The 20,668-nt window shown below is 61.2% G+C and carries 21 protein-coding genes, 1 pseudogene and 1 riboswitch; of the genes and pseudogenes, 10 read left to right on the top strand and 12 right to left on the bottom strand.

Going from position 1 to position 20,668, the window contains the following annotated elements:
• Nucleotides 1-138: 138 nt before the first annotated feature.
• Nucleotides 139-1,620, bottom strand: a complete 1,482-nt coding sequence (gene gltX / locus BFP95_RS25555; RefSeq protein ID WP_065874127.1) for a glutamate--tRNA ligase — start codon at nucleotides 1,618-1,620, stop codon at nucleotides 139-141.
• A 206-nt stretch (nucleotides 1,621-1,826) separates the two neighbouring features.
• On the bottom strand, nucleotides 1,827-3,842 hold the full coding sequence (gene uvrB, locus BFP95_RS25550) for an excinuclease ABC subunit UvrB (protein ID WP_065880879.1): 2,016 nt from the start codon (nucleotides 3,840-3,842) through the stop codon (nucleotides 1,827-1,829).
• 342 nt (nucleotides 3,843-4,184) lie between these two features.
• On the opposite strand from uvrB, the gene BFP95_RS25545 reads away from it, so the two are divergent.
• Nucleotides 4,185-5,381, top strand: coding sequence for an amino acid aminotransferase (locus BFP95_RS25545; protein WP_065890604.1), 1,197 nt, complete (start codon nucleotides 4,185-4,187; stop codon nucleotides 5,379-5,381).
• Between the two features lie 110 nt (nucleotides 5,382-5,491).
• Nucleotides 5,492-5,701, top strand: coding sequence for a hypothetical protein (locus BFP95_RS25540; RefSeq protein ID WP_038442076.1), 210 nt, complete (start codon nucleotides 5,492-5,494; stop codon nucleotides 5,699-5,701).
• Nucleotides 5,702-5,973: 272 nt separating this feature from the next.
• On the opposite strand, the gene BFP95_RS25535 is transcribed toward BFP95_RS25540, so the two are convergent.
• Entirely contained in the window at nucleotides 5,974-6,846 is an 873-nt protein-coding gene (locus BFP95_RS25535) for a putrescine utilization regulator PtrR (protein WP_065874131.1), read from the bottom strand.
• A gap of 103 nt (nucleotides 6,847-6,949) precedes the next feature.
• Here BFP95_RS25535 and BFP95_RS25530 point away from each other — a divergent pair, with 103 nt between their 5' ends.
• Nucleotides 6,950-8,332 carry an aldehyde dehydrogenase family protein gene (locus BFP95_RS25530; RefSeq protein ID WP_065874132.1) on the top strand — a complete coding sequence of 461 codons (1,383 nt, stop codon included), beginning with the start codon at nucleotides 6,950-6,952 and terminating at the stop codon, nucleotides 8,330-8,332.
• A 65-nt stretch (nucleotides 8,333-8,397) separates the two neighbouring features.
• On the opposite strand, the gene BFP95_RS25525 is transcribed toward BFP95_RS25530, so the two are convergent.
• Nucleotides 8,398-8,703, bottom strand: a complete 306-nt coding sequence (locus tag BFP95_RS25525) for a protealysin inhibitor emfourin (protein ID WP_065880876.1) — start codon at nucleotides 8,701-8,703, stop codon at nucleotides 8,398-8,400.
• A gap of 14 nt (nucleotides 8,704-8,717) precedes the next feature.
• A complete protein-coding gene (locus tag BFP95_RS25520) occupies nucleotides 8,718-9,782 on the bottom strand; it encodes a M4 family metallopeptidase (RefSeq protein WP_065880875.1) in 1,065 nt (354 codons plus the stop codon).
• A gap of 127 nt (nucleotides 9,783-9,909) precedes the next feature.
• Here BFP95_RS25520 and BFP95_RS25515 point away from each other — a divergent pair, with 127 nt between their 5' ends.
• Complete coding sequence (locus BFP95_RS25515; protein WP_065874136.1) at nucleotides 9,910-10,854, top strand: DNA/RNA non-specific endonuclease; 945 nt, start codon at nucleotides 9,910-9,912, stop codon at nucleotides 10,852-10,854.
• Between the two features lie 341 nt (nucleotides 10,855-11,195).
• Here BFP95_RS25515 and BFP95_RS25510 read toward each other — a convergent pair whose 3' ends face one another.
• Nucleotides 11,196-11,639, bottom strand: a complete 444-nt coding sequence (locus tag BFP95_RS25510) for a hypothetical protein (RefSeq protein WP_065910878.1) — start codon at nucleotides 11,637-11,639, stop codon at nucleotides 11,196-11,198.
• Nucleotides 11,640-11,757: 118 nt separating this feature from the next.
• Nucleotides 11,758-11,953, top strand: a riboswitch (cobalamin riboswitch).
• A gap of 114 nt (nucleotides 11,954-12,067) precedes the next feature.
• On the opposite strand from BFP95_RS25510, the gene BFP95_RS25505 reads away from it, so the two are divergent.
• From BFP95_RS25505 to BFP95_RS25495, 3 genes are read left to right on the top strand one after another with little or no spacing between them, the layout of a single operon-like run.
• Nucleotides 12,068-13,078, top strand: a complete 1,011-nt coding sequence (locus BFP95_RS25505; RefSeq protein WP_065874138.1) for an ABC transporter substrate-binding protein — start codon at nucleotides 12,068-12,070, stop codon at nucleotides 13,076-13,078.
• Nucleotides 13,079-13,086: 8 nt separating this feature from the next.
• Nucleotides 13,087-14,091: a FecCD family ABC transporter permease gene (locus tag BFP95_RS25500; protein WP_175405996.1), complete on the top strand. Its 1,005-nt coding sequence runs from the start codon at nucleotides 13,087-13,089 to the stop codon at nucleotides 14,089-14,091.
• Complete coding sequence (locus tag BFP95_RS25495; protein WP_065880871.1) at nucleotides 14,088-14,852, top strand: ABC transporter ATP-binding protein; 765 nt, start codon at nucleotides 14,088-14,090, stop codon at nucleotides 14,850-14,852. The genes BFP95_RS25500 and BFP95_RS25495 overlap by 4 nt, the downstream gene beginning before the upstream one ends.
• Before the next feature lie 68 nt (nucleotides 14,853-14,920).
• Here the strand turns inward: BFP95_RS25495 and BFP95_RS25490 are convergent, their stop codons facing one another.
• The 5 genes from BFP95_RS25490 to BFP95_RS25470 all read right to left on the bottom strand — a co-directional run bounded on the left by BFP95_RS25490 (nucleotide 14,921) and on the right by BFP95_RS25470 (nucleotide 17,706).
• Nucleotides 14,921-15,418 (bottom strand): GNAT family N-acetyltransferase, encoded by a 498-nt coding sequence (locus BFP95_RS25490; RefSeq protein ID WP_065880870.1) that lies wholly within the window; start codon nucleotides 15,416-15,418, stop codon nucleotides 14,921-14,923.
• Nucleotides 15,415-15,639, bottom strand: a complete 225-nt coding sequence (locus tag BFP95_RS25485; RefSeq protein ID WP_065874145.1) for a hypothetical protein — start codon at nucleotides 15,637-15,639, stop codon at nucleotides 15,415-15,417. The genes BFP95_RS25490 and BFP95_RS25485 overlap by 4 nt, the downstream gene beginning before the upstream one ends.
• Nucleotides 15,640-15,746: 107 nt before the next feature.
• The gene (locus BFP95_RS25480; protein ID WP_256534319.1) at nucleotides 15,747-16,286 is read right to left on the bottom strand and encodes a hypothetical protein; all 540 of its coding nucleotides are present in this window, start codon (nucleotides 16,284-16,286) and stop codon (nucleotides 15,747-15,749) included.
• A gap of 35 nt (nucleotides 16,287-16,321) precedes the next feature.
• Nucleotides 16,322-17,266 carry an alpha/beta hydrolase fold domain-containing protein gene (locus BFP95_RS25475; RefSeq protein WP_065910876.1) on the bottom strand — a complete coding sequence of 315 codons (945 nt, stop codon included), beginning with the start codon at nucleotides 17,264-17,266 and terminating at the stop codon, nucleotides 16,322-16,324.
• Complete coding sequence (locus BFP95_RS25470) at nucleotides 17,266-17,706, bottom strand: tryptophan-rich sensory protein TspO (RefSeq protein WP_065874148.1); 441 nt, start codon at nucleotides 17,704-17,706, stop codon at nucleotides 17,266-17,268. The genes BFP95_RS25475 and BFP95_RS25470 overlap by 1 nt, the downstream gene beginning before the upstream one ends.
• Nucleotides 17,707-17,884: 178 nt before the next feature.
• On the opposite strand from BFP95_RS25470, the gene chrA reads away from it, so the two are divergent.
• The gene (chrA, locus tag BFP95_RS25465; protein ID WP_256534318.1) at nucleotides 17,885-19,084 is read left to right on the top strand and encodes a chromate efflux transporter; all 1,200 of its coding nucleotides are present in this window, start codon (nucleotides 17,885-17,887) and stop codon (nucleotides 19,082-19,084) included.
• On the opposite strand, the gene BFP95_RS25460 is transcribed toward chrA, so the two are convergent.
• The gene (locus BFP95_RS25460) at nucleotides 19,073-19,645 is read right to left on the bottom strand and encodes a nucleotidyltransferase family protein (RefSeq protein ID WP_065910874.1); all 573 of its coding nucleotides are present in this window, start codon (nucleotides 19,643-19,645) and stop codon (nucleotides 19,073-19,075) included. The genes chrA and BFP95_RS25460 overlap by 12 nt on opposite strands.
• A 233-nt stretch (nucleotides 19,646-19,878) precedes the next feature.
• Between BFP95_RS25460 and BFP95_RS25455 the strand changes: the two genes are divergently transcribed.
• On the top strand, nucleotides 19,879-20,484 hold the full coding sequence (locus BFP95_RS25455) for a hypothetical protein (RefSeq protein ID WP_065874154.1): 606 nt from the start codon (nucleotides 19,879-19,881) through the stop codon (nucleotides 20,482-20,484).
• 57 nt (nucleotides 20,485-20,541) lie between these two features.
• Nucleotides 20,542-20,667 (top strand): annotated as a pseudogene (locus tag BFP95_RS29850) (DUF6124 family protein); the annotation flags it as partial.
• Nucleotide 20,668: the final 1 nt, after the last annotated feature.

The raw sequence follows: 20,668 nt of genomic DNA, 5'->3' as shown, positions 1-20,668 counted from the left end.
AGGACGGGGCGAATCTTAATGGCGGTTTAGAAGTGTGTCAAATTTATTTTCAACAATTTCCAAAGTTTTTTGCCGGGATAACAATCACTTACCGGTGAAACCCCGGAAAACCGGGGTTTCACCGTTGCAGCAGCCTGCTTAGGCGATAGCAGCCAGCAGTTTTTCCCACTCTTTGTTTTCTTTCTTCGACACACCACCAAGCAAATCAAGGGCTTGGCGTAGACGGAAACGCGTCAGGTCCGGGCCGAGAATTTCCATCGCATCGAGTACCGACACCGAACTGGCCTGCCCGGTGATCGCGGCAAACATCAAAGGCATGGCGTCGCGCAGCTTCAATTCCAGGGACTCCACCACCGCCTGGATGGTCGCGGTGATCGCATCCTTCTCCCATTGGCGCAGGCTTTCGAGCTTCCACAGGATTAATTGCATCAACTGGCGAACCTGATCACCGGAGAGTTTCTTGGACTCAAACAGCTTGGCATCCGGGTTCACGCCACCCGCGAAAAAGAAGCTGGCCAACGGTGCGACCTGGCTGAATGTTTCCACCCTGCCCTGCACCAGCGGCGCGATCTTCATCATGTACTCAGGGTTCAACGCCCACTGCTGCACGCGGCTGGCGAACTCTTCCACCGGCAAGTCACGCAGCCATTGGCCATTGAGCCACGACAGCTTCTCGATATCGAAGATCGGCCCGCCCAGAGACACGCGGGAAAGGTCGAAGTTGTCGACCATTTCCTGCAGCGAGAACTTCTCGCGCTCGTCCGGCATCGACCAGCCCATGCGACCCAAGTAGTTGAGCATGGCTTCCGGCATGAAGCCCATGCGCTCGTAGAAGGTCACCGAGGTCGGGTTCTTGCGCTTGGACAGCTTGCTCTTGTCCGGGTTACGCAGCAGCGGCATGTAGCACAGCTGCGGCTGTTCCCAGCCGAAGTACTCGTAGAGCAGGATCAGTTTCGGCGCCGACGGCAGCCATTCTTCACCGCGCAGCACGTGAGTGATGCCCATCAGGTGGTCGTCGACCACGTTTGCGAGGAAGTACGTCGGCAAGCCGTCGGTCTTCATCAGCACTTGCATGTCCATGCGGTCCCACGGGATTTCGACGTCACCGCGCAGCATGTCCGGCACCACGCACACGCCTTCGCTCGGCACTTTCATGCGGATAACGTGCGGTTCGCCAGCGGCCAGGCGGCGGGCGACTTCTTCTTTCGACAGCAGCAGCGCACGGCCGTCGTAGCGCGGGGTTTCGCCGCGGGCCTGTTGCTCGGCGCGCATCTGGTCCAGTTCTTCGGCGGTGCAGAAGCACGGGAACGCATGACCCATGTCGACCAATTGCTGGGTGTACTGCTTGTAGATGTCGCTGCGCTCGCTCTGGCGATACGGGCCATGGGGGCCGCCAACGTCCGGGCCTTCCGCCCAGGTAATGCCCAACCAGCGCAGGGCATCGAAAATCTGCTGTTCCGACTCACGGGTAGAGCGCAGTTGATCGGTGTCTTCGATCCGCAGGATGAATTCACCGCCGTGCTGCTTGGCAAAGCAGTAGTTGAACAAGGCGATGTAAGCAGTGCCGACGTGGGGATCCCCAGTAGGCGATGGCGCAATGCGCGTGCGGACGGTGGTCATGGCAGGTCTCGAATGGGCGATAAAGCTGAAAATTGAAACAAGGGGGGAATGGTAACAGCCTGGGGTGGTTGGGCTCCAGCCTGGGTGAATCCGGGAGACCGAGGCGCGGCCATCGCAGGCAAGCCAGCTCCCACATTTGACTGTATTCACAAATCAAAATATGGGAGCTGGCTTGCCTGCGATGAGGCCAGTCCTGTCAGCGCAGATCAAACAGCCAAAAGACGCTCACGCAACTTACCAATCTCATCCCGCATCTGCGCCGCCGCCTCAAACTCCAGGTCCCGCGCCAACTGGTACATCTTCTCTTCCAATTGCCGAATGCGCTTGGTGATCTCACTCGGCGAGCGCAGTTCGTTCTCGTACTTGGCGCTTTCCTCGGCAGCCTTGGCCATGCCCTTGCGCTTCTTGCTGCGCGAGCCCGGTACCACGGCGCCTTCCATGATGTCGGCAACGTCCTTGAACACGCCCTTGGGCGTGATGCCATGCTCCAGGTTAAAAGCAATCTGTTTGTCGCGGCGGCGCTCGGTCTCGCCAATCGCCCGCTCCATGGAACCGGTAATGCGGTCCGCGTAGAGAATCGCCCGCCCATTGAGGTTACGTGCCGCGCGGCCGATGGTCTGGATCAGCGAGCGTTCGGAACGCAGGAAGCCCTCCTTGTCCGCATCGAGGATCGCCACCAGCGACACTTCCGGCATGTCCAGACCTTCACGCAGCAGGTTGATCCCCACCAGCACATCAAAGGTGCCCAGGCGCAGGTCGCGGATGATCTCCACGCGCTCCACCGTATCGATGTCCGAGTGCAGGTAACGCACGCGCACGCCGTGGTCAGCCAGGTAGTCGGTCAAGTCTTCAGACATGCGCTTGGTCAACGTGGTGACCAGCACCCGCTCTTCCAGGGCCACACGTTTGCCGATCTCCGAGAGCAAGTCATCGACCTGGGTCAGCGCCGGGCGGATTTCGATTTGCGGGTCGACGAGCCCCGTCGGGCGCACCAACTGCTCAACCACACGGCCCGCATGCTCGGCCTCGTAATTACCCGGCGTGGCCGAGACAAAAATCGTCTGCGGGCTGATGCTCTCAAACTCGTCAAAACGCATTGGCCGGTTATCCAGCGCCGACGGCAGACGGAAACCGTATTCCACCAAGGTTTCTTTACGCGAGCGGTCACCTTTGTACATCGCGCCGACCTGCGGCACGCTGACGTGCGACTCATCGATCACCAACAGCGCGTCGTCCGGCAAGTAATCAAATAGTGTGGGCGGCGCCTGCCCGGAATCACGACCCGAGAGATAGCGCGAGTAGTTTTCGATACCATTGCAGTAGCCCAGCTCCAGGATCATCTCCAGGTCGAAGCGGGTGCGCTGCTCAAGACGCTGGGCTTCCACCAGCTTGTTATTGGAACGCAGGTACTCCAGGCGCTCGGCCAACTCGGTCTTGATGCCCTCGATGGCGCCCATCAGGGTTTCGCGCGGGGTCACGTAGTGGCTTTTCGGATAGAACGTGAAGCGCGGCAGCTTGCGGATTACCTCGCCGGTCAACGGATCGAAGGCCGACAGGCTCTCGACTTCATCGTCAAACAGTTCGATGCGGATCGCTTCCAGGTCGGATTCCGCCGGGTAAATATCGATCACATCGCCGCGCACGCGGAAGGTGGCACGGGCAAAGTCCATGTCGTTGCGCGTGTATTGCAGGCTCGTCAGGCGACGCAGCAACTCGCGCTGGTCGAGTTTGTCGCCGCGATCAACGTGCAACACCATCTTCAAATAGGTTTCCGGGCTGCCCAGGCCGTAGATGCACGACACCGTGGTGACGATGATCGCGTCTTTGCGCTCCAGCAGCGCCTTGGTCGCCGAGAGCCGCATCTGCTCAATGTGGTCGTTGATAGACGCGTCCTTCTCGATAAAGGTATCGGAGGACGGCACATAGGCTTCGGGCTGGTAGTAGTCGTAGTAGGAAACGAAGTATTCCACCGCGTTATTCGGGAAGAACGCCTTGAACTCGCCATACAACTGCGCGGCCAGGGTCTTGTTGGGCGCCAGTACCAGGGTGGGCCGGTTGATCTGCGCGATCACGTTGGCGATGCTGAAGGTCTTGCCCGAACCTGTCACCCCGAGCAGCGTCTGGTGGGCCAGGCCGGCTTCGATGCCCTCGACCATCTGGCGGATGGCTTCCGGCTGATCGCCAGCGGGTTCAAAGCGGGTGACGAGTTGGAAATCCGACATAACATACCTCGTGTAGTCACCCCAGACTGTAAACCCGTCGAGGACGAAATAGACCACCACCCGCGAAGATTCAGAGCGGATAGTAGGAAAAAACCATGATAGCCATAGAAGTGGTGGCGAGTGCGCCGGGTTTCAAGGCAATCGTCCTACGCGACCCTTCCGATCCCTGTTGCAATAAGACTAACGGTCAGCAAATAAACCGAAAAACTTGGCCGAAAAGCCGTTTCGGCTGTCGCCCTCAGCCGTGATGGCCTCTATACTAGCTCCCCGTTTGTGCACCGCTCTAGTGCATTCGGCTGGAGCGCGACACGTCCCTCCCTTCCCCCATAGAGCTGCCGCAAAATGAGCCTGTTCTCCGCTGTCGAAATGGCACCACGCGATCCTATCCTGGGCCTCAACGAAGCATTCAACGCCGATACACGAACCACCAAGGTCAACCTTGGCGTGGGCGTTTACTGCAACGAAGAGGGGAAGATTCCACTCTTGCGTGCCGTTGCCGAAGCGGAAGCCATTCGCGTGGCGCAACACGCCGCCCGTGGCTACTTGCCGATCGACGGCATCGCGGCGTATGACAAGGCCGTGCAAACCCTGCTGTTTGGTGCTGAGTCGCCACTGCTGGCTGCGGGTCGCGTTGTGACCGTCCAGGCCGTTGGCGGCACCGGCGCCCTGAAAATTGGCGCCGACTTCCTCAAGCAACTGCTGCCAGACGCCGTTGTCGCCATCAGCGACCCAAGCTGGGAAAACCACCGCGCCCTGTTCGAAACCGCAGGTTTCCCGGTGCAGAACTACCGCTACTACGACGCCGCCACCCACGACGTAAACCGTGCCGGCCTGCTCGAAGACCTCAACGCCCTGCCGCCACAGTCCATCGTGGTGCTGCACGCCTGCTGCCACAACCCGACCGGCGTCGACCTGAGCCCGGCCGACTGGCAGAACGTGCTGGACGTGGTCAAGGCCAAGAACCTGGTGCCGTTCCTCGACATGGCCTACCAGGGCTTTGGCGACGGCATCCACGAAGACGCCGCTGCCGTACGTCTGTTCGCTGAGTCGGGCCTGACCTTCTTTGTGTCCAGCTCGTTCTCCAAGTCGTTCTCGCTGTACGGCGAACGTGTGGGCGCGCTGTCCATCGTTGGCGACTCCAAGGAAGAAAGCGCGCGCATCCTGTCCCAGGTCAAGCGTGTGATCCGCACCAACTACTCCAACCCGCCGACCCACGGCGCGGCCATTGTTGCAGCGGTGTTGAACAACCCTGAGTTGCGCGCCCAGTGGGAAGCCGAACTGGCGGAAATGCGCCTGCGCATCCGTGGCATGCGCGAGCAGATGGTCGCCGAGCTGGCCAAGGCTGCTCCGGGCCAGGACTTCAGCTTTGTCGGCCGCCAGCGCGGGATGTTCTCCTACTCCGGCCTGACCGTTGAGCAAGTCACCCGCTTGCGCACCGAGTTTGGGATCTACGCACTGGATACCGGGCGTATCTGTGTGGCGGCGCTGAACCAGTCGAACATTGATGCGGTCACAAAGGCGATTGTTCAGGTTCTATAACCTGGCGGCGCCGCAAGAAGGGAAGCTACGGCTTCCCTTTTTAATGCCTGTCAGAAAATGCCCTGCTCCCCTAGACTGAACCCTGATTGCCCCTTTGCTGTGAGAGCCTTATGAGAAACGATGACCTGGACCTGCGTGCCGACCGCGACGAGCTGGACCACTTCACCCCACGCGCGCCGCAAGCCAAGCGCCAGAAGAGCTTGGTGTTGCAGGTAGCGCTCGGCGTGTTCCTCGGAGGCCTGGCACTGTGGCTGGTGCAATTGGGTGCGACCGCGTTAATGGCAAAACTGGCGATGGGCACCCTGCAATTCGGCGGCTGATAGCGATCAAATGTGGGAGCTGGCTTGCCTGCGATGCCAGCACCTCGGTGTATCAGGCAAAACGAGTTGATGCTATCGCAGCATAAGTATCTACACATCTTGAGCGAGCCCTCTGCGTAGCAGCTGTCGAGCCCTGGCGAGGCTGCGTCAGCGGTGTGTCAGACAGACCGCAAACGCAGCCTCGCCAGGGCTCGACAGCTGCTACGCACTATCACATTGAAAATGTGTAGATATCTGTGGCTATCGCAGGCAAGCCAGCTCCCACATTCGATCTACTGCGTTACCAAAGCGCGTTCCTCCAGCAACTTCACAAAGCTGTTCAAACTCTGCGACACCGTGCCCCGGCGCCAGATCAGCCAGGTGTGCAAGATCCGGAAACTCTCCGTCAGCGGCCACACACTCACCGCCGCAAACCCCGGCATGCTTTCCAGCATGCTGCGCGGCATCAGCGCCACCCCGGCCCCGGCGCTGACGCAGGCAAGCATGCCGTGGTAGGACTCGATCTCGAAGATCTTGCCCGGTACCGCGCCGTCCTGTGAGAACCAGCGCTCAAAGTGGTGTCGGTACGAGCAGTTCGAGCGAAAGGTGTAGATGTTCTCGCCGTTCACCTCTTGCCCCCGGGTAATCGGCGCGTGATGCAGCGGCGCAATCACCACCATCTCTTCTTCAAATACCGCTACGCCCTCAAGGGTGCTGTGCAGCACCGGGCCATCAACAAACGCCGCCGTCAGCCGTCCCGACAGCACGCCTTCAATCATCGTGCCCGATGGCCCGGTGCTCAGGTCCAACTCAACCTTGGTGTGCTTCTGGTTATACGCCGCCAGCAACGCCGGGATACGCACCGCCGCGGTGCTCTCCAGCGAGCCGAGGGCAAACGCGCCCTGGGGCTCCTCCCCCGCCACCGTCGCGCGGGCTTCCTGCACCAGGTCGAGGATGCGCCGCGTATAGCCGAGGAAATTCCAGCCGGCCGGCGACAGGCGCAAGCGGCTTTTCTCGCGGATAAACAATTCCACGCCCAGGTCCTGCTCCAGTTGCTTGATGCGCGTGGTCAGGTTCGACGGCACCCGATGAATCAACTGCGCGGCGGCGCTGATGCTGCCTTGCTCGGCAACGGCCTTGAAGATTTCCAGCTGCACCAGATCCACATCATTCTCCAATCGTGAACGTATTGCTTAATATTATTCAGTTTCAAGAAAAGAGATAGCCCCGTAGGCTGAACTCAACGTATTCATTCAGCAGGACGGCGCCATGAACGCAACCACACATGCCCTCTCGATTAACCCGGCCAACGGCGAAACCGTTGGCAGCTATCCCTACGAAACCCATCAGCAACTGGACGCCGCCCTCGATCGGGCCACCAGCGCGTTCCGCACCTGGCGCCGCCAGCCAGTGAGCCAGCGCGCCGAGTTGCTGCTGAGCCTGGCCAACGCCCTGCGTGACCAAGCCGAAGAAATGGCCCAGACCATCACCCTGGAAATGGGCAAACCCATCGCCCAAGCCCGTGCCGAAATCGAAAAATGCGCGCAACTCAGCGAATGGTACGCCGCCCACGGTCCGGCCATGCTCGCCCCGGAACCGACGTTGGTGGACAACGGCAGCGCCCAGATCGAATACCGCCCGCTCGGCCCTATCCTGGCCGTCATGCCGTGGAACTTCCCCGTATGGCAAGTGCTGCGCGGCGCCGTGCCGACCATGCTTGCCGGCAACACCTACGTGCTCAAACACGCACCGAACGTAATGGGCAGCGCCTATCTGATCCAACAAGCGTTTAAAAAGGCTGGCTTCGCCGAAGGGCTGTTCGAAGTGATCAACGTGGCCAACGAAGGCGTGTCCAAAGCCATCGCCGACCCACGCATCGCCGCCGTTACCCTGACCGGCAGCGTGCGTGCCGGCATCGCCATTGGCTCCCAGGCCGGCGCTGCACTGAAAAAATGCGTGCTGGAACTCGGCGGCTCCGACCCGTTCATCGTACTCAACGACGCCGACCTCGACGCCGCCGTGCAAGCCGCCCTGATCGGCCGCTTCCAGAACAGCGGCCAAGTCTGCGCCGCCGCCAAGCGCCTGATCATCGAGGCCGGCGTGGTGGAAACATTCACCGCCAAATTCCTGGAGGCCAGCCGCGCCTTGGCGATGGGCGACCCCACCTCAGCCGCCACTTATATTGGCCCGATGGCCCGCTTTGACTTGCGCGACGAGCTGCACGGCCAGGTCCAGGCCACCCTGGAAGAAGGCGCAACCCTATTGCTGGGCGGTCACAAAGTACCCGGCGCCGGCAACTTCTACGAACCGACCGTACTGGCTGACGTCACCGACCAGATGACCTCGTTCAAGCAGGAACTGTTCGGCCCCGTGGCCTCGATCATCACCGCCCGCGACGCCGACCACGCCGTGGCCCTGGCCAATGACAGCGAGTTCGGCCTCACCGCCAGCATCTTCACCACCGACCCGGCGAAGGCACGCGATATCGCCAACCAGTTGGAAACCGGCGGGATCTTCGTCAACGCCTTCAGCGTTTCCGACCCTCGGGTGGCGTTCGGCGGCGTGAAAAAAAGTGGGTTCGGCCGCGAATTGTCGCACTTCGGCGTACGCGAATTCTGCAACGCGCAAACCGTGTGGCTGGACCGCAAATAAGCCGAGCACTCCCTGTGGCGAAGGCGCTTGCTCCCGCTGGACTGCGCAGCAGACCTAAAACGGCCTCAACACCGAATATGCCTGCGCACGCACTGCACCAGCCCGTCCAGTGCCTGGGACTTCACCGGCGCCAGCACGCACACCGTGTGCTCGCGCTGGCCCTCTGTCACGGTCAGGGTGTAATGCACCTGGCCTGGCTTCCCGGACTCCGGAACGGTGCTCTGCGGCAACTGAAAAAAGTCTGAAGCCGCGATCAGTTGCCGCAACTCCTGCTGATCCTGCTCAGGCAGAGCGTCCAGCTTTACCGTACGAGGCTGGGCCAAGCCGGGAAAAAACGCCGGTCCGCCGTTTTCCTTGATCGAAATCTGCATGGTTGTTCCTCACGTCAGACCGAAATGCCGACCGCTTTCCAACCTTCCTTGACCGCCTTCTGCTCATCCTTGTTCGCGCCGTAGAGTCGGCCGGCAATATCGTAGGTGATGCGCGCAAAGCGCAGAAACCCCGAGTTGGGCCGCAGCCGCGCATCGCGCAACGCGTCATACCAGATACGCCCGGCGCGCTCCCAGGCAAACCCGCCCAACTTCGTCGCCACTTGGTAGAACGCATGGTTGGGGATGCCGGAATTGATATGCACCCCACCATTGTCCTCGTAGGTCTGCACAAAATCATCCATGTGCCCAGGCTGAGGGTCCTTGCCCAGCAGTTCGTCGTCAAACGCGGTACCGGGGGCTTTCATCGAGCGCAGGGCGGTGCCTTTGATCTTTGGCGTAAACAGCCCCTTGCCGATCAGCCAGTCGGCGTCTTGTGCCGATTGCTGCAGTGCATATTGCTTGATCAGTGAGCCGAACACGTCCGACAGCGACTCGTTCAACGCGCCGGACTGATTGAAGTACATCAGCTTGGCCTCATCCTCGGTGACGCCATGGGCCAACTCATGGCCAATCACGTCGAGCGCCACTGTGAAGCGATTGAACAACTGCTCATCGCCATCACCAAACACCATCTGGGCCGAGTTCCAGAACGCATTGTTGTAGTTCTGGCCAAAATGAACGGTCGCGTCCAATGCCATGCCGGCATCATCGATGGAGTTGCGGTCGAAGACCTGCTCGAAAAAATCAAAGGTGGCGCCCAAGCCATCGTAGGCCTCGTCCACCGCCGCATCACCGCTGGCGGGCTGCCCTTCGCCACGGACCAGCGTTCCCGGCAGGCTGTCGGTGCCCTCGGCGCTGTAGATCGAACGCCGCTTGCCTGCGCCCATGGCCAGGGCCATGTGAGCGGGCCCTTTGGCGGGCACCGCGACCATACGCAGCGAGCGAAACGTGCTGTCTTTGGCGCGGGTGCGCAACGCGATTTCCCGCTGCGCTTTATCACCGTTGCGGGCGATCTGGTCGAGCATGTAGGGCGGGATCAGGCAGAAAATCGGATTGCGATGCTGCTGGCGAACACACATTGGCTGGCTCCATTTGGCATGTGACAACGTCCGGGTATCGACTCAGGATAGCCCCCTGGGGTTAACGCGTGTCATCAATTGTCATTAACCTATGTTGCAGTCGTGTTTATCCATGGAGGACTGAACGATGCCCGCACGCAAAACCAAAATCGACCTTTCGTACCGCCCACGGCTCGCCGACCTGCGCCCGCTGCTCGCGCCGAGCCCCACTCTGCTGGAGGCCAGGGCGGCGACGCCACGCGTCACTGCGGCCAAGGATCTCAAGGACCGGAGCGGCTACGCCGAGGATTTTCTCGGCAGCTTCGTGGTGCCCTGGCCCACCGTTGAGGACGCGATTGCGGATGATGTACAGACGCTGAAAGAGGGCGGCGACCGCCTGGACTACACGCACTTCTCGGTGACGATGTCACGCTCAAGGCGCCTCGCGCTGTACGTGGGCGCCAATATCGACGGGGGGCTGCATGTGGACGTTGCCCGTAGCAACGACATCTGGGCCTACGATGGCCGCCTGCCCATCGACGCGCAGGTGGGCGAAGACCTCTACGCCAGCAATGGCCTTGATCGCGGCCACCTGGTACGCCGACAGGACCCCAATTGGGGCGACGAGGCGAAAATCGCCAACTTCGACACATTCCACTTCACCAACTGCTCGCCGCAGATGAGTGGGTTCAACCAGAAGACCTGGCTGGAGCTCGAAGACTATATTCTCGATAACACCCAACGCTGGAAAGCCCGCGCCACCGTGTTTACCGGGCCGGTGTTTGCCGACGACGACCGAGTGTACCGGGGCGTTAAAATCCCCAAGGCCTTCTGGAAAGTCGTCGCCTACCTCGGCGACGACGGCAAGCCTCGCACGAGTGCCTACATGATTGACCAGAACCGCGAATTGGGCCAGCTCGAGCTGGTGTTTGGCCAGCTCAGGACCTACCAACGCAGTGTGGTCCAGATAGAACGGCTGACCGGCCTCCGTTTTGCCAACCTCGCCGACTACGACGGCTTCAGCAACGAAGAACGCGCCACCGGCACGCGGATTGAAGCGCTGATACAAGGTCCGGAAGACATTCGTCTCTGACCGAACGGACGACGTACATCAAGTGTGGGAGCTGGCTTGCCTGCGAAGACGGCGGCACAGGTATCTACATATTTTCAATGTGAAAGTGCGTAGCAGCTGTCGAGCCCTGGCGAGGCTGCGTTTGCGGTCTGTCTGACACACCGCTGACGCAGCCTCGCCAGGGCTCGACAGCTGCTACGCAGAGCGCTCGCTCAAGATGTGTGGATACTTCTGGCTGTCGCAGCGGTTCGACAAGCCAGCGCCCACATTTTGATCTGCGGTAATTGGCCGACTCCGTCCAACATCGGCCTACACGCGGAACAACATCGCCAGTTCACCCAGACGGCTCAAAGTGCGAGCAATCATTGCGCATTGATGTAATGAAATTGCGCCTGCGATTTCTCGACCGCCGCCCGCACTGTGTCTTTCTGCGCGTCGGTGCCCGAGTAGTAAATCTGCATCCCTTTCAAATCCTGCCCTTCGACCGCTTTGCTGATCACAGCAACGTCGACCGGGCTGCCGGCGCCGATAATCAAAAAGAACACATCGCCCATGCGTTTTGCATTCAGCAATTCGCCCCTGAGGTGGGCGGCGTTTTGATCACTGGCCATGGCAATTGCCAGCGTATCGCCAAACAAACCGGTTTTTGGGATGCTCATCGTGTGCAAACGGAGCTTGTCCGACCCGGCGGGCATCGACTTGACGTACGCAGTGGCGGCCTCGTCAAGAATCTGCTTTTCAGATTTGCCCTGCGTGGCGCAACCGGCGAGCGTGGCGATAAGGGCGAGGACGATTAATGATTTCACTGTGCTTTCCTTGTGTGAAGACTATCCATGGGATGCGCATCATAGGATGACGAACTCCGCGAGAGCTACCACCGTGTTCACGCCTCGAGTATTTGGAGCTCCCGCTAAGGTGCCTGATCGACTACCATACCGCGCCGGTTCCCAAACGGGACTAATAGGGAATCCGAAGCGCGCTACACCCGCGCCAATCGGAACTGCCCCCGCAACTGTAGGTGCTGAGCCTGCTCCTTAATGCCACTGGATCACGTCCGGGAAGGCTGGAGCGTGGCGACGACGCATCAGTCAGGAGACCTGCCGGCTTAAGCTCAATCACTAACCGGCGGGGTGTCCGGGAAGGACACGCTTGCCTGTCTCCACCACAGTGCCCAAGGGTGTGTTTCCGAACCGTACCTCCCCAGTTCCACGACGGTTCACTCGGAGATTGCCCCATGCTGCCACGCGTCACCGCCCTGCTCGCCGGCGTCAGCTTCTGTGCCCTGGCCCAAGCCGCGCCCACCCACTACCCACTGACCGTGGAAAACTGCGGCAGCCGCCTGACCTTCCAGCAGGCTCCCGCGCGCAGCGTGACGATTGGCCAGGCGGCTACCGAGATGCTTTACGCGCTGGGCGTGGGCGATAAGGTGGTGGGCACTTCGTTGTGGTTCAACAGCGTATTGCCGCAGTTCAAGGCGCAGAACGACAGCATCGAGCGCCTGGCCAACAACGAGCCGAGCTTCGAAGCGGTGATCGCCAAGCGCCCGCAACTGGTAGCCGCCGAGCTGGAATGGGTGGTCGGGCCACAAGGCGTGGTCGGCACCCGCGAGCAATTCCATGAGCTGAAGATCCCTACCTACCTGCTGCCCTCCGACTGCGAAGGCAAAGACAACCTGGTGGGCGCCGATGGCACGCGGCTGGAGCCTTTCCGCATCGCGACGATCTATAAAAGCATCAGCCAACTGGCGCAGATTTTCGACGTACAGGACCGCGGCGAACAATTGAACGACGAACTCAAGGCGCGCCTGGCCAAGTCGGTCGCCACTGTGCAAAGCAAAGGCCTCAAGCACGCCAGCGCGTTGGTGTGGTTCTCCAGTTCCGAGATGGCCAGCGACCCGTACGTGGCCGGCCACAAAGGCATTCCCGAGTTCATGCTGCAAACCCTCGGCCTTTCCAACGTGGTGCAGTCCGATGAAGAGTGGCCCGCCGTCGGCTGGGAAACCATCGCCAAGGCCAACCCGACCTTTTTGGTCATCGCACGCATGGACCGGCGCCGTTACCCGGCTGACGACCATGAAAAGAAACTGGCCTTTTTGCGCAGCGACCCGGTCACGCGCAACATGGACGCGGTGAAAAACAACCGCATCATCATCCTTGATGCCATGGCGCTGCAGGCCAGCATTCGTACGTTCGACGGCCTTGAACAACTGGCGGCCGCCATCGACGGCTACGACCTGCACAAATGACTGCCAGCGTGATCCGGACCCTAGTTGCCCTGGCCTTGCTACTGATCGCCGTGCTCGCCGGCGTGGCCATCGGTGAAACCGCCATCTCGCCGCAGGTCGTGCTCCAGGTACTCGCCAACAAACTGTGGGCGGCCGGCTATGTGCTGGACCCGATCGATGAGGGCGTGGTGTGGAACTACCGCCTCACGCGCGCTTTGGTCGCTGCCGCGTGCGGGGCGGGGCTGGCGACGTGCGGGGTGATCCTGCAGTCGTTATTGCGCAACCCATTGGCCGATCCGTACCTGCTGGGCATCAGCGCGGGCGCCTCGACTGGCGCGGTGCTGGTGGCGTTGATGGGCGTGGGCGGCGGGCTGATTTCGTTGTCGGCGGGTGCGTTTGTCGGCGCGGTGGCGGCGTTTGCCCTGGTGATTATGCTGGCGCGCGCCAGCGGTTCGTCGAGCGGCACCGGCCAGATCATCCTCGCCGGCATTGCCGGATCGCAGCTGTTCAATGCGCTTACCGCGTTCCTGATCACCAAGTCGGCCAGCTCCGAACAGGCGCGCGGCATCATGTTCTGGCTGTTGGGCAACCTCAGCGGCGTGCGCTGGCCGTCGGTGTGGTTGGCGGTGCCGGTGGCGGTCGTGGGCTTGGCGGTGTGCCTGTGGCATCGTCGGGCGCTGGATGCGTTCACCTTTGGCAGTGACTCGGCGGCGTCACTCGGTATCCCCGTGCGCCGCGTGCAGTTTGTGTTGGTGGGCTGCGCGGCACTGGTGACGGCGGTGATGGTGTCGATTGTCGGCGCCATCGGCTTTGTCGGGCTGGTGATCCCCCACGCCGTGCGTCTGTTGCTCGGCACCGGGCACTCACGCTTGCTGCCGGCCAGCGCGCTCGGCGGCGCGCTGTTTTTGATTGCAGCGGATGTGCTGTCGCGCACGCTGATCAAAGGCCAGGTGATTCCGGTCGGCGTGGTCACGGCGCTGGTCGGTGCGCCGGTGTTTGCGCTGATCCTCATTGGCCGGAGGAACGCGCGATGAGCGTTTTAAGCTGCACGGGGTTGGGCTTCAAGGTACGTGAGGCTGAGTTATTACGCGATATTCACCTGGACGTGCAGCTGGGTGAAACCTTGGGGATTGTCGGGCCAAACGGTTCCGGTAAATCCACCTTGCTCAAACTGCTGGCAGGCTTGCGCGCGCCGGCATCTGGCGAAGTATTGTTGGGCGGCCAGCCTTTGGGCGACCTGTCCCGCCGCGCCATCGCACAGCAACTGGCCGTGGTTGAGCAACAGGCTGACACGGACGATGCCATCCGCGTGTTCGACGCCGTGGCGCTGGGCCGTACGCCTTGGTTGTCGGCGCTGAGCCCGTGGTCCAGCGAAGACGATGCCATCGTGAACCAGGCCTTGCATGACGTCGACGCCACTCACCTGAGCAAACGCGCCTGGCGCAGCCTCTCGGGCGGTGAACGCCAACGCGTGCACATCGCCCGCGCATTGGCGCAACGGCCACAGATATTACTACTGGATGAGCCGACCAATCATTTGGATATCCAGCACCAGTTGGCGATCTTGAAGGGGGTGCAAGGGCTGCCGGTGACCACATTGATTGCGCTGCATGACCTGAATCAAGCGCTGACCTGTGATCGGCTGGCGGTACTGGATCGTGGACAGTTGGTGGCGCTGGGCAAGCCGATGGAAGTGCTGACGCCGCAGCGCTTGCAGGAGACGTTTGGGGTGCAGGCGCACTACCTGACAGACCCGTTTGATGGCGTGCAGATACTGCGGTTGCGCCCGAACTAGAGGCTTCACACAATACACATGTGGGAGCTGGCTTGCCTGCTCCCACATTGATTTGCGGCGTTTCACGTCTACAACAGTCGCTGCATGTGCGTCGTCTGCCACACCGGGTCCGCGTCTACATCCACCACTTCGAACCCCTGCCGCACCCAAAAATCAATCGCCCCCGGCAAAAACGGGTGGGTATGCAGGTAAACCACCTCAACCCCCTCCGCTTTCGCCATTGCCTCCAGCGCCCCATACAACGCCCCCGCCAGACCAAAGCGGCGATAGGCCGGCAGCACAAACAGACGCACCACTTCCACCGTATTGCGGCCCTGGTAATTCAACTGCGCAAAACGCCCGTCGTAAGGCAAGTAACCAATGGCCGCAACAATCCGGCCCGCCTCCCGAGCGATTAGAAACTGCCCATCGCCCTGTAGATAGATCGCCTCGAATTGCGCCAGGTCCGCTGGCATTCCCGCCGCACTGAGCTTCGGGAACAGCTCGGCGCGGGCCTGCAGCACAAACCTCAGTACGTCAGGAATATCCGCAGTCGTGACCGCCTGAATCCGAGGGTTTTCGCTCATACAACCTCAATCTGCGTGATTCCCACCACCTGCGCCTGTTCCAGAATCTCCTCCGGCGTCGCATCCGCAGGGGGCAGGATCAAACCATTCTCGGCATCGCCGAAATGCAATTGCAGCAAGTGCAACGCCGCCTCATGCACCGGCAATTCGGGCTGCTTGAATTCGAACACATGGGTGCGCAATTCTTCGTTGAATCGGTAGTTGAGCGTGTATTGGCGCATGGTGGAGTCCTCATGATGAGAGAAGAGCAGCTGATTAACCTGACTCATTGATCAAGTTTTTAGTTCAATGAATCAGCCTTTCAACGGCCCCAAGTCACAGGTACCACTCACTGGCGCAACTCACAGACTGCACCGCCCTTCATCCCCGACGCATGCACGCTCACGTGGCGTACGGCAAACCCTGGTTTCTCGACAAGCTTCTTCTCTTCCCAGACACCGCCGTTTTCGACTTGATAGCCGATCGTGCCATCTGCTTGCCAGGTCAGCCGTAGGGTGTACACGCCGTTATGGTCGGGAGCTCGATGGAAGAAGGTATCGATGACTGGCTTTGCCTTGTTGAACGTGCGCAGCTCGAATAGCCGCTGGTCGCTGTCGGCGGGCGTATAGCTGGACAGGAACAGCGTATCGTCTTCCGCAGCATCCTCGGCGGCCGCAAGAATGACCGAAGGCATCCACTTTTCGCCACGGTCCTGGGTGTCGGTGGCGACCTTGCAGGTCAACTGGCCTTTGCCCGTGACGTCCTGGCGGAAGGCCGTCTCGTAGTAGCCGTAGGGCACGTCGAAGCGCAGTGTCTTCTCGGTGACTTGCTCACAGCCGGCCAGCAGATACAGCGTCGATAACCCGATGAATCCTTGAAGAACCTTCACGTGCTGTCCTTGGCTTGAATGGGGGGAGCGCAAGGTTACCCGGACGAAGAAAGATTGAGTACTCCCCCGCCCATTCTTTGACTGATCCACTGGCGGCTGTAGGCAAGCACGCCCGCCCCCATCACCACCGGAAAATGGATAAACCCATGGGCCGACTCCGGCAACAGATGCGCCTCAGCCCCCGGCCACTGCTCAGCGATCAACAAGGTGTCATCTTTCAACGGGTCCAACTCGCCCACAAACATCAACGCCGGCGGCAACCCGCCGAAGTCGCCATACAGCGGTGACAACGGCGCCTGCCGACGCTCGTCATCACTCAACCCCGGCGTCAGCATGCGCAGCGCCTCGACCATGCCAGGCCCATCCAGCAACAAGGTTTCGGGCCCCGCCGCGCGCACGCTGGGGGTGCCGGCCAAATCGTAAACGCCGTAGTACAACACCGCCCCGCTTACCCGTTTGAGCAAATCGGGCCACTGCTTCAACGCCAGTAGTGTCGCCGCCGCCAAGTGCCCGCCCGCCGATTCGCCGACGACGAACACCGGCAGGTCGGTAAACTCATCCGTGGCCAGCAACCATCGCGCGGCCGCGAGGCAGTCGTCCATCAGCCCTTCGACCGGTGTGTCGACCGCCAGCCGATAATCCACCGACACCACCGCCACGTCACACGCGTTGACCATACCCAGATTGAGGTCGTCATCCATCTGCGCATTGCCAATCACCCAGCCGCCGCCGTGGATATCCAGCACCACGCCTTTGGGTTTGCCGCTCGGCCGCAGGATGCGCACGGGCACTGAATCGACCACCTTGCACTCAGCATCCGGCCCTTTCCTGACCTTTTGGCTGACGCGCAACAGCGCCTGAATCAGACGCGGTGTAACCCGATTGCGGATTTTAAAGCGCGGCATCCACGCGAGCTTTTGATTGAAACGGCGCATCTCGGCCAGTTCAGGCTCACTGGCGGGCCAGAGCGTATGGGCCATCAGCGGTTATTCCGCAGGATCGAGAAATTCAACGCCGCCGCGACACACAGCCACGCCAAGTAGGGGAACAGGATCAAGCCGGTGATCAAGTCCAGGCGCACCGCCAACACCACCATCGCCGCTACGGTGAGCCACAGCACGGTAATAATCACCATCCCGGCCAAGATGCGATGGGCGCCGAAGAACACCGGCGTCCACAACGTGTTCAACGCAATCTGCGCCGCCCACAGGGCCAACACCATTTCGCTGCCTGGGATCAGGCTGAGGCGGTAACCGGCCCAGGCCAGCAGCAGGTATATGATGGTCCACGCCACCGGGAACAACCAATTGGGCGGTGTGAAGCTGGGTTTCACGAGGGATTCGTACCAGGCGCCTGGTTTGAAAATGATGCCGGTGCTGGCAGCCGCCGCGCAGGCCAGCAGGAAAATAAAAAAGGTCATCGTCTGTCCTTGCTGTCGTCAGTATCAGTGATGGGAAGGCTTTCTCCGTGCATCTTTCAATGACTCAAATGCGCGCGCAAAAATTCCATCACGCGTTGCAATTGGCGTAAACAGAGGCCTCTTCTTCACGTCATCAAAATTCGCTAAGGTGGCGCAACCCCTCATGAGACCTCACCCCTTGGCCCATTCCTGTGCTGATCATCCCGGCAACCCCTGGTCGGTATTCCTGATCTTCCTGCGCCTGGGCCTCACCTCGTTCGGCGGCCCGATTGCGCACCTGGGTTATTTTCGCGAGGAGTTCGTCACACGGCGACGCTGGCTGAGCGAGCGCAGTTACGCGGAATTGGTCGCGTTGTGCCAATTCCTCCCTGGCCCGGCCAGCAGCCAGGTCGGCATCGCGCTGGGCCTGTCCCGCGCCGGTTACCGTGGCGCCGCTGCTGCCTGGGCCGGGTTTACACTGCCGTCAGCCATCGCGCTGATCCTGTTCGCCCTGGGCCTGTCCCACTATGGCAGCGCCCTCCCCGACGGCGCGCTGCATGGCCTCAAAGTCGTCGCCGTGGCCGTGGTCGCCCAAGCCGTCTGGGGCATGGCGCGTTCCCTGTGCCAAGGCCTGGCGCGTGTGATACTGATGCTGATTGCGGCGTGTTTGGCGCTGCTGGAACCGTCCGCCTGGGCCCAGGTCGGGGTGATCTGCACCGCAGGCGTGGCCGGCCTGCTGCTGTTCAAACGTGAGCCGAGCGCCGAGCCTGACGCGCTGCCGGTCGCCATCAGCCGCCGCGCGGGCGCCCTGTGGCTGGGGCTGTTCCTCGTGTTGTTGGCGGGCCTGCCGATTCTGGCCGGCTGGCTGCCCAATCCCACGCTGGCCTTGGTAGATGCCTTCTACCGCACCGGCTCGCTGGTGTTCGGCGGCGGCCATGTGGTGCTGCCGTTGCTGCAAGCCAAAGTCGTGCCACCGCACTGGGTGAACAATGACGTATTCCTCGCGGGCTATGGCGCCACGCAAGCCGTGCCCGGCCCGCTGTTCACCTTTGCCGCGTTCCTTGGCGCCTCGATGAACCATGCCCCGAACGGCTGGCTGGGTGGCGTGATTGCCCTGCTGGCTATATTTGCCCCGTCCTTTTTGCTGGTGATGGGTGCACTGCCGTTCTGGGCAACCCTGCGCCGCAGCCCACGCACCCAGGCCGCGCTGGCCGGAGTGAACGCGGCAGTGGTGGGGTTACTGCTGGCGGCGCTGTATCAGCCGGTGTGGACCAGCGCGATCTTCACTGCGCTGGACTTCAGCTTGGCACTGGCCGCTTTGGTGGCGCTGATGGTCTGGAAGCTGCCGCCCTGGTTGGTGGTGGCCGCCAGCGCTGTGCTGGGAGGGTTACTGGGCTGAACCCGGCGCCACAATCTTCAGCCACGGCCAACGCGCTTGATAACTCTTGGCCTTGTGCATGAACAAGGCCGGCTCCGCATGCTGCGGGTTGATGCGCAGCACGCCGTGCTCCACGTCATCCAACCCATAGGGCGCGTACACCTCGCCCGTCGCGATATCCAAGCCGATGCACGTACCTGCCACCAGGTAACGATCCACGCCCTGCTTGGCCGAGTGCAACTGCGGATAGGGCCGACCAAACCGCTCGCCGTACCAAAGGTGCACCCGCGCCTGGTTCTTCACCTCCACATTCACGCCCAGGTCCTGGAACAGCGCCTCGGCCGAACGAATCACCACATCTTCCGCCTCGTAGGACATGTCTGTGTCGAAGTAAAAGACGTCGTAGTCTTTCACGCCCTGAGCGGCGGGAAGATTCGCTTGATGGTTCCACACTGCCTGGAACAGACAGCCGGCGGTGAGCATGCATTGGTCCACGCCGAGGTCGGGCAGGCGTGCGGTGATTTCGGCGTTGATGGGGTTGGCCATGGCCAGTTGGAGTAGGGTTTCGACAGTCAATGTCATGCTCAATCCTTCGTTGTGAGGCCTGTTCCAGGAGGCAATTCTATAGCGTATTGGAGGGCGGTTCTGATCCTGAACGCGGGAAAAACGCCTCCCATTGCTCGCGCCTGGTTCGTCATCCCCATGCCCAAGGTGGGCAGATGCAGGTCAAGGTAAGGCAAAGGCATCAGCCTGGAAACATCTGCTCGACGTTAATGTCTCAGTGCCACCCCCTCCCAATCGTCAAGGATAAAACGATGCGAATCAACGCCCTGGCCCTCGCCGCCACCAGCGCCCTGCTGCTCACCGCTTGCAGCGACAGCCCTTCGGACACCGACATCCACGCCGCACTGCAACCCCGGCTGGAAGGGGCTTCCTGCGTGACAGCAGCGATGTTCAAAAGCTTCCCGGTCACGCTGAGCTCAACCTTCAGCACCGGCGTCTCCAGCGGCAACGCGCCCGCCTTCGATGCGCTGACAGACGCCGGCCTGCTCGCCAAAAGCGACAAGACCTACAGCCTCACCGACCCTGGCCGCGCCGCCTACGTGGAACAAGCATCTGGCTTTTGTTACTCACAAGGCTATGAAATCGCCAAAATCAAGGACATCGCCCCCAACACCGGCCCAATGGGCGCCGCCGTGGATAAATCCTGGATCGTGACGGTGGACATCCGCCAGAAACCCATCGCCGCCTGGGCCAAAACCCCAGCGATAGAAAAACTGGCGCGCAACCCGGAAAACCTCTCCGACGTGCCGAAGACTTACCACGTGACCGTGGGCCGGGTGAAAGGTGAACAAGGCTTGAAACTGCTCGACCCGCGCTTCTCGATCATGCGCGGCGTGAGCGTGAGCCAAGGCTACTAACGCCCCTAACCCCTGTGGCGAGGGAGCTTGCTCCCGTTGGGCTGCGCAGCAGCCCAAAACACGCTGCTGCTCGACCTGTCCGGCAAACACCGCGACGTCGCCCTGGCGATCCACCAACTGAGCGAACTGGGCGTGTTGCTCACGGCCAAACTCCTTGACCGCGAAGCACCCTGCCCCGGCTGAT

It is taken from the genome of Pseudomonas sp. 58 R 12 (genome assembly GCF_900005865.1).
GTDB lineage: Bacteria > Pseudomonadota > Gammaproteobacteria > Pseudomonadales > Pseudomonadaceae > Aquipseudomonas > Aquipseudomonas tritici.
The sequence above is the reverse complement of the archived record's forward strand: the minus strand, read 5'-3'. Positions and strand labels throughout refer to the sequence as shown.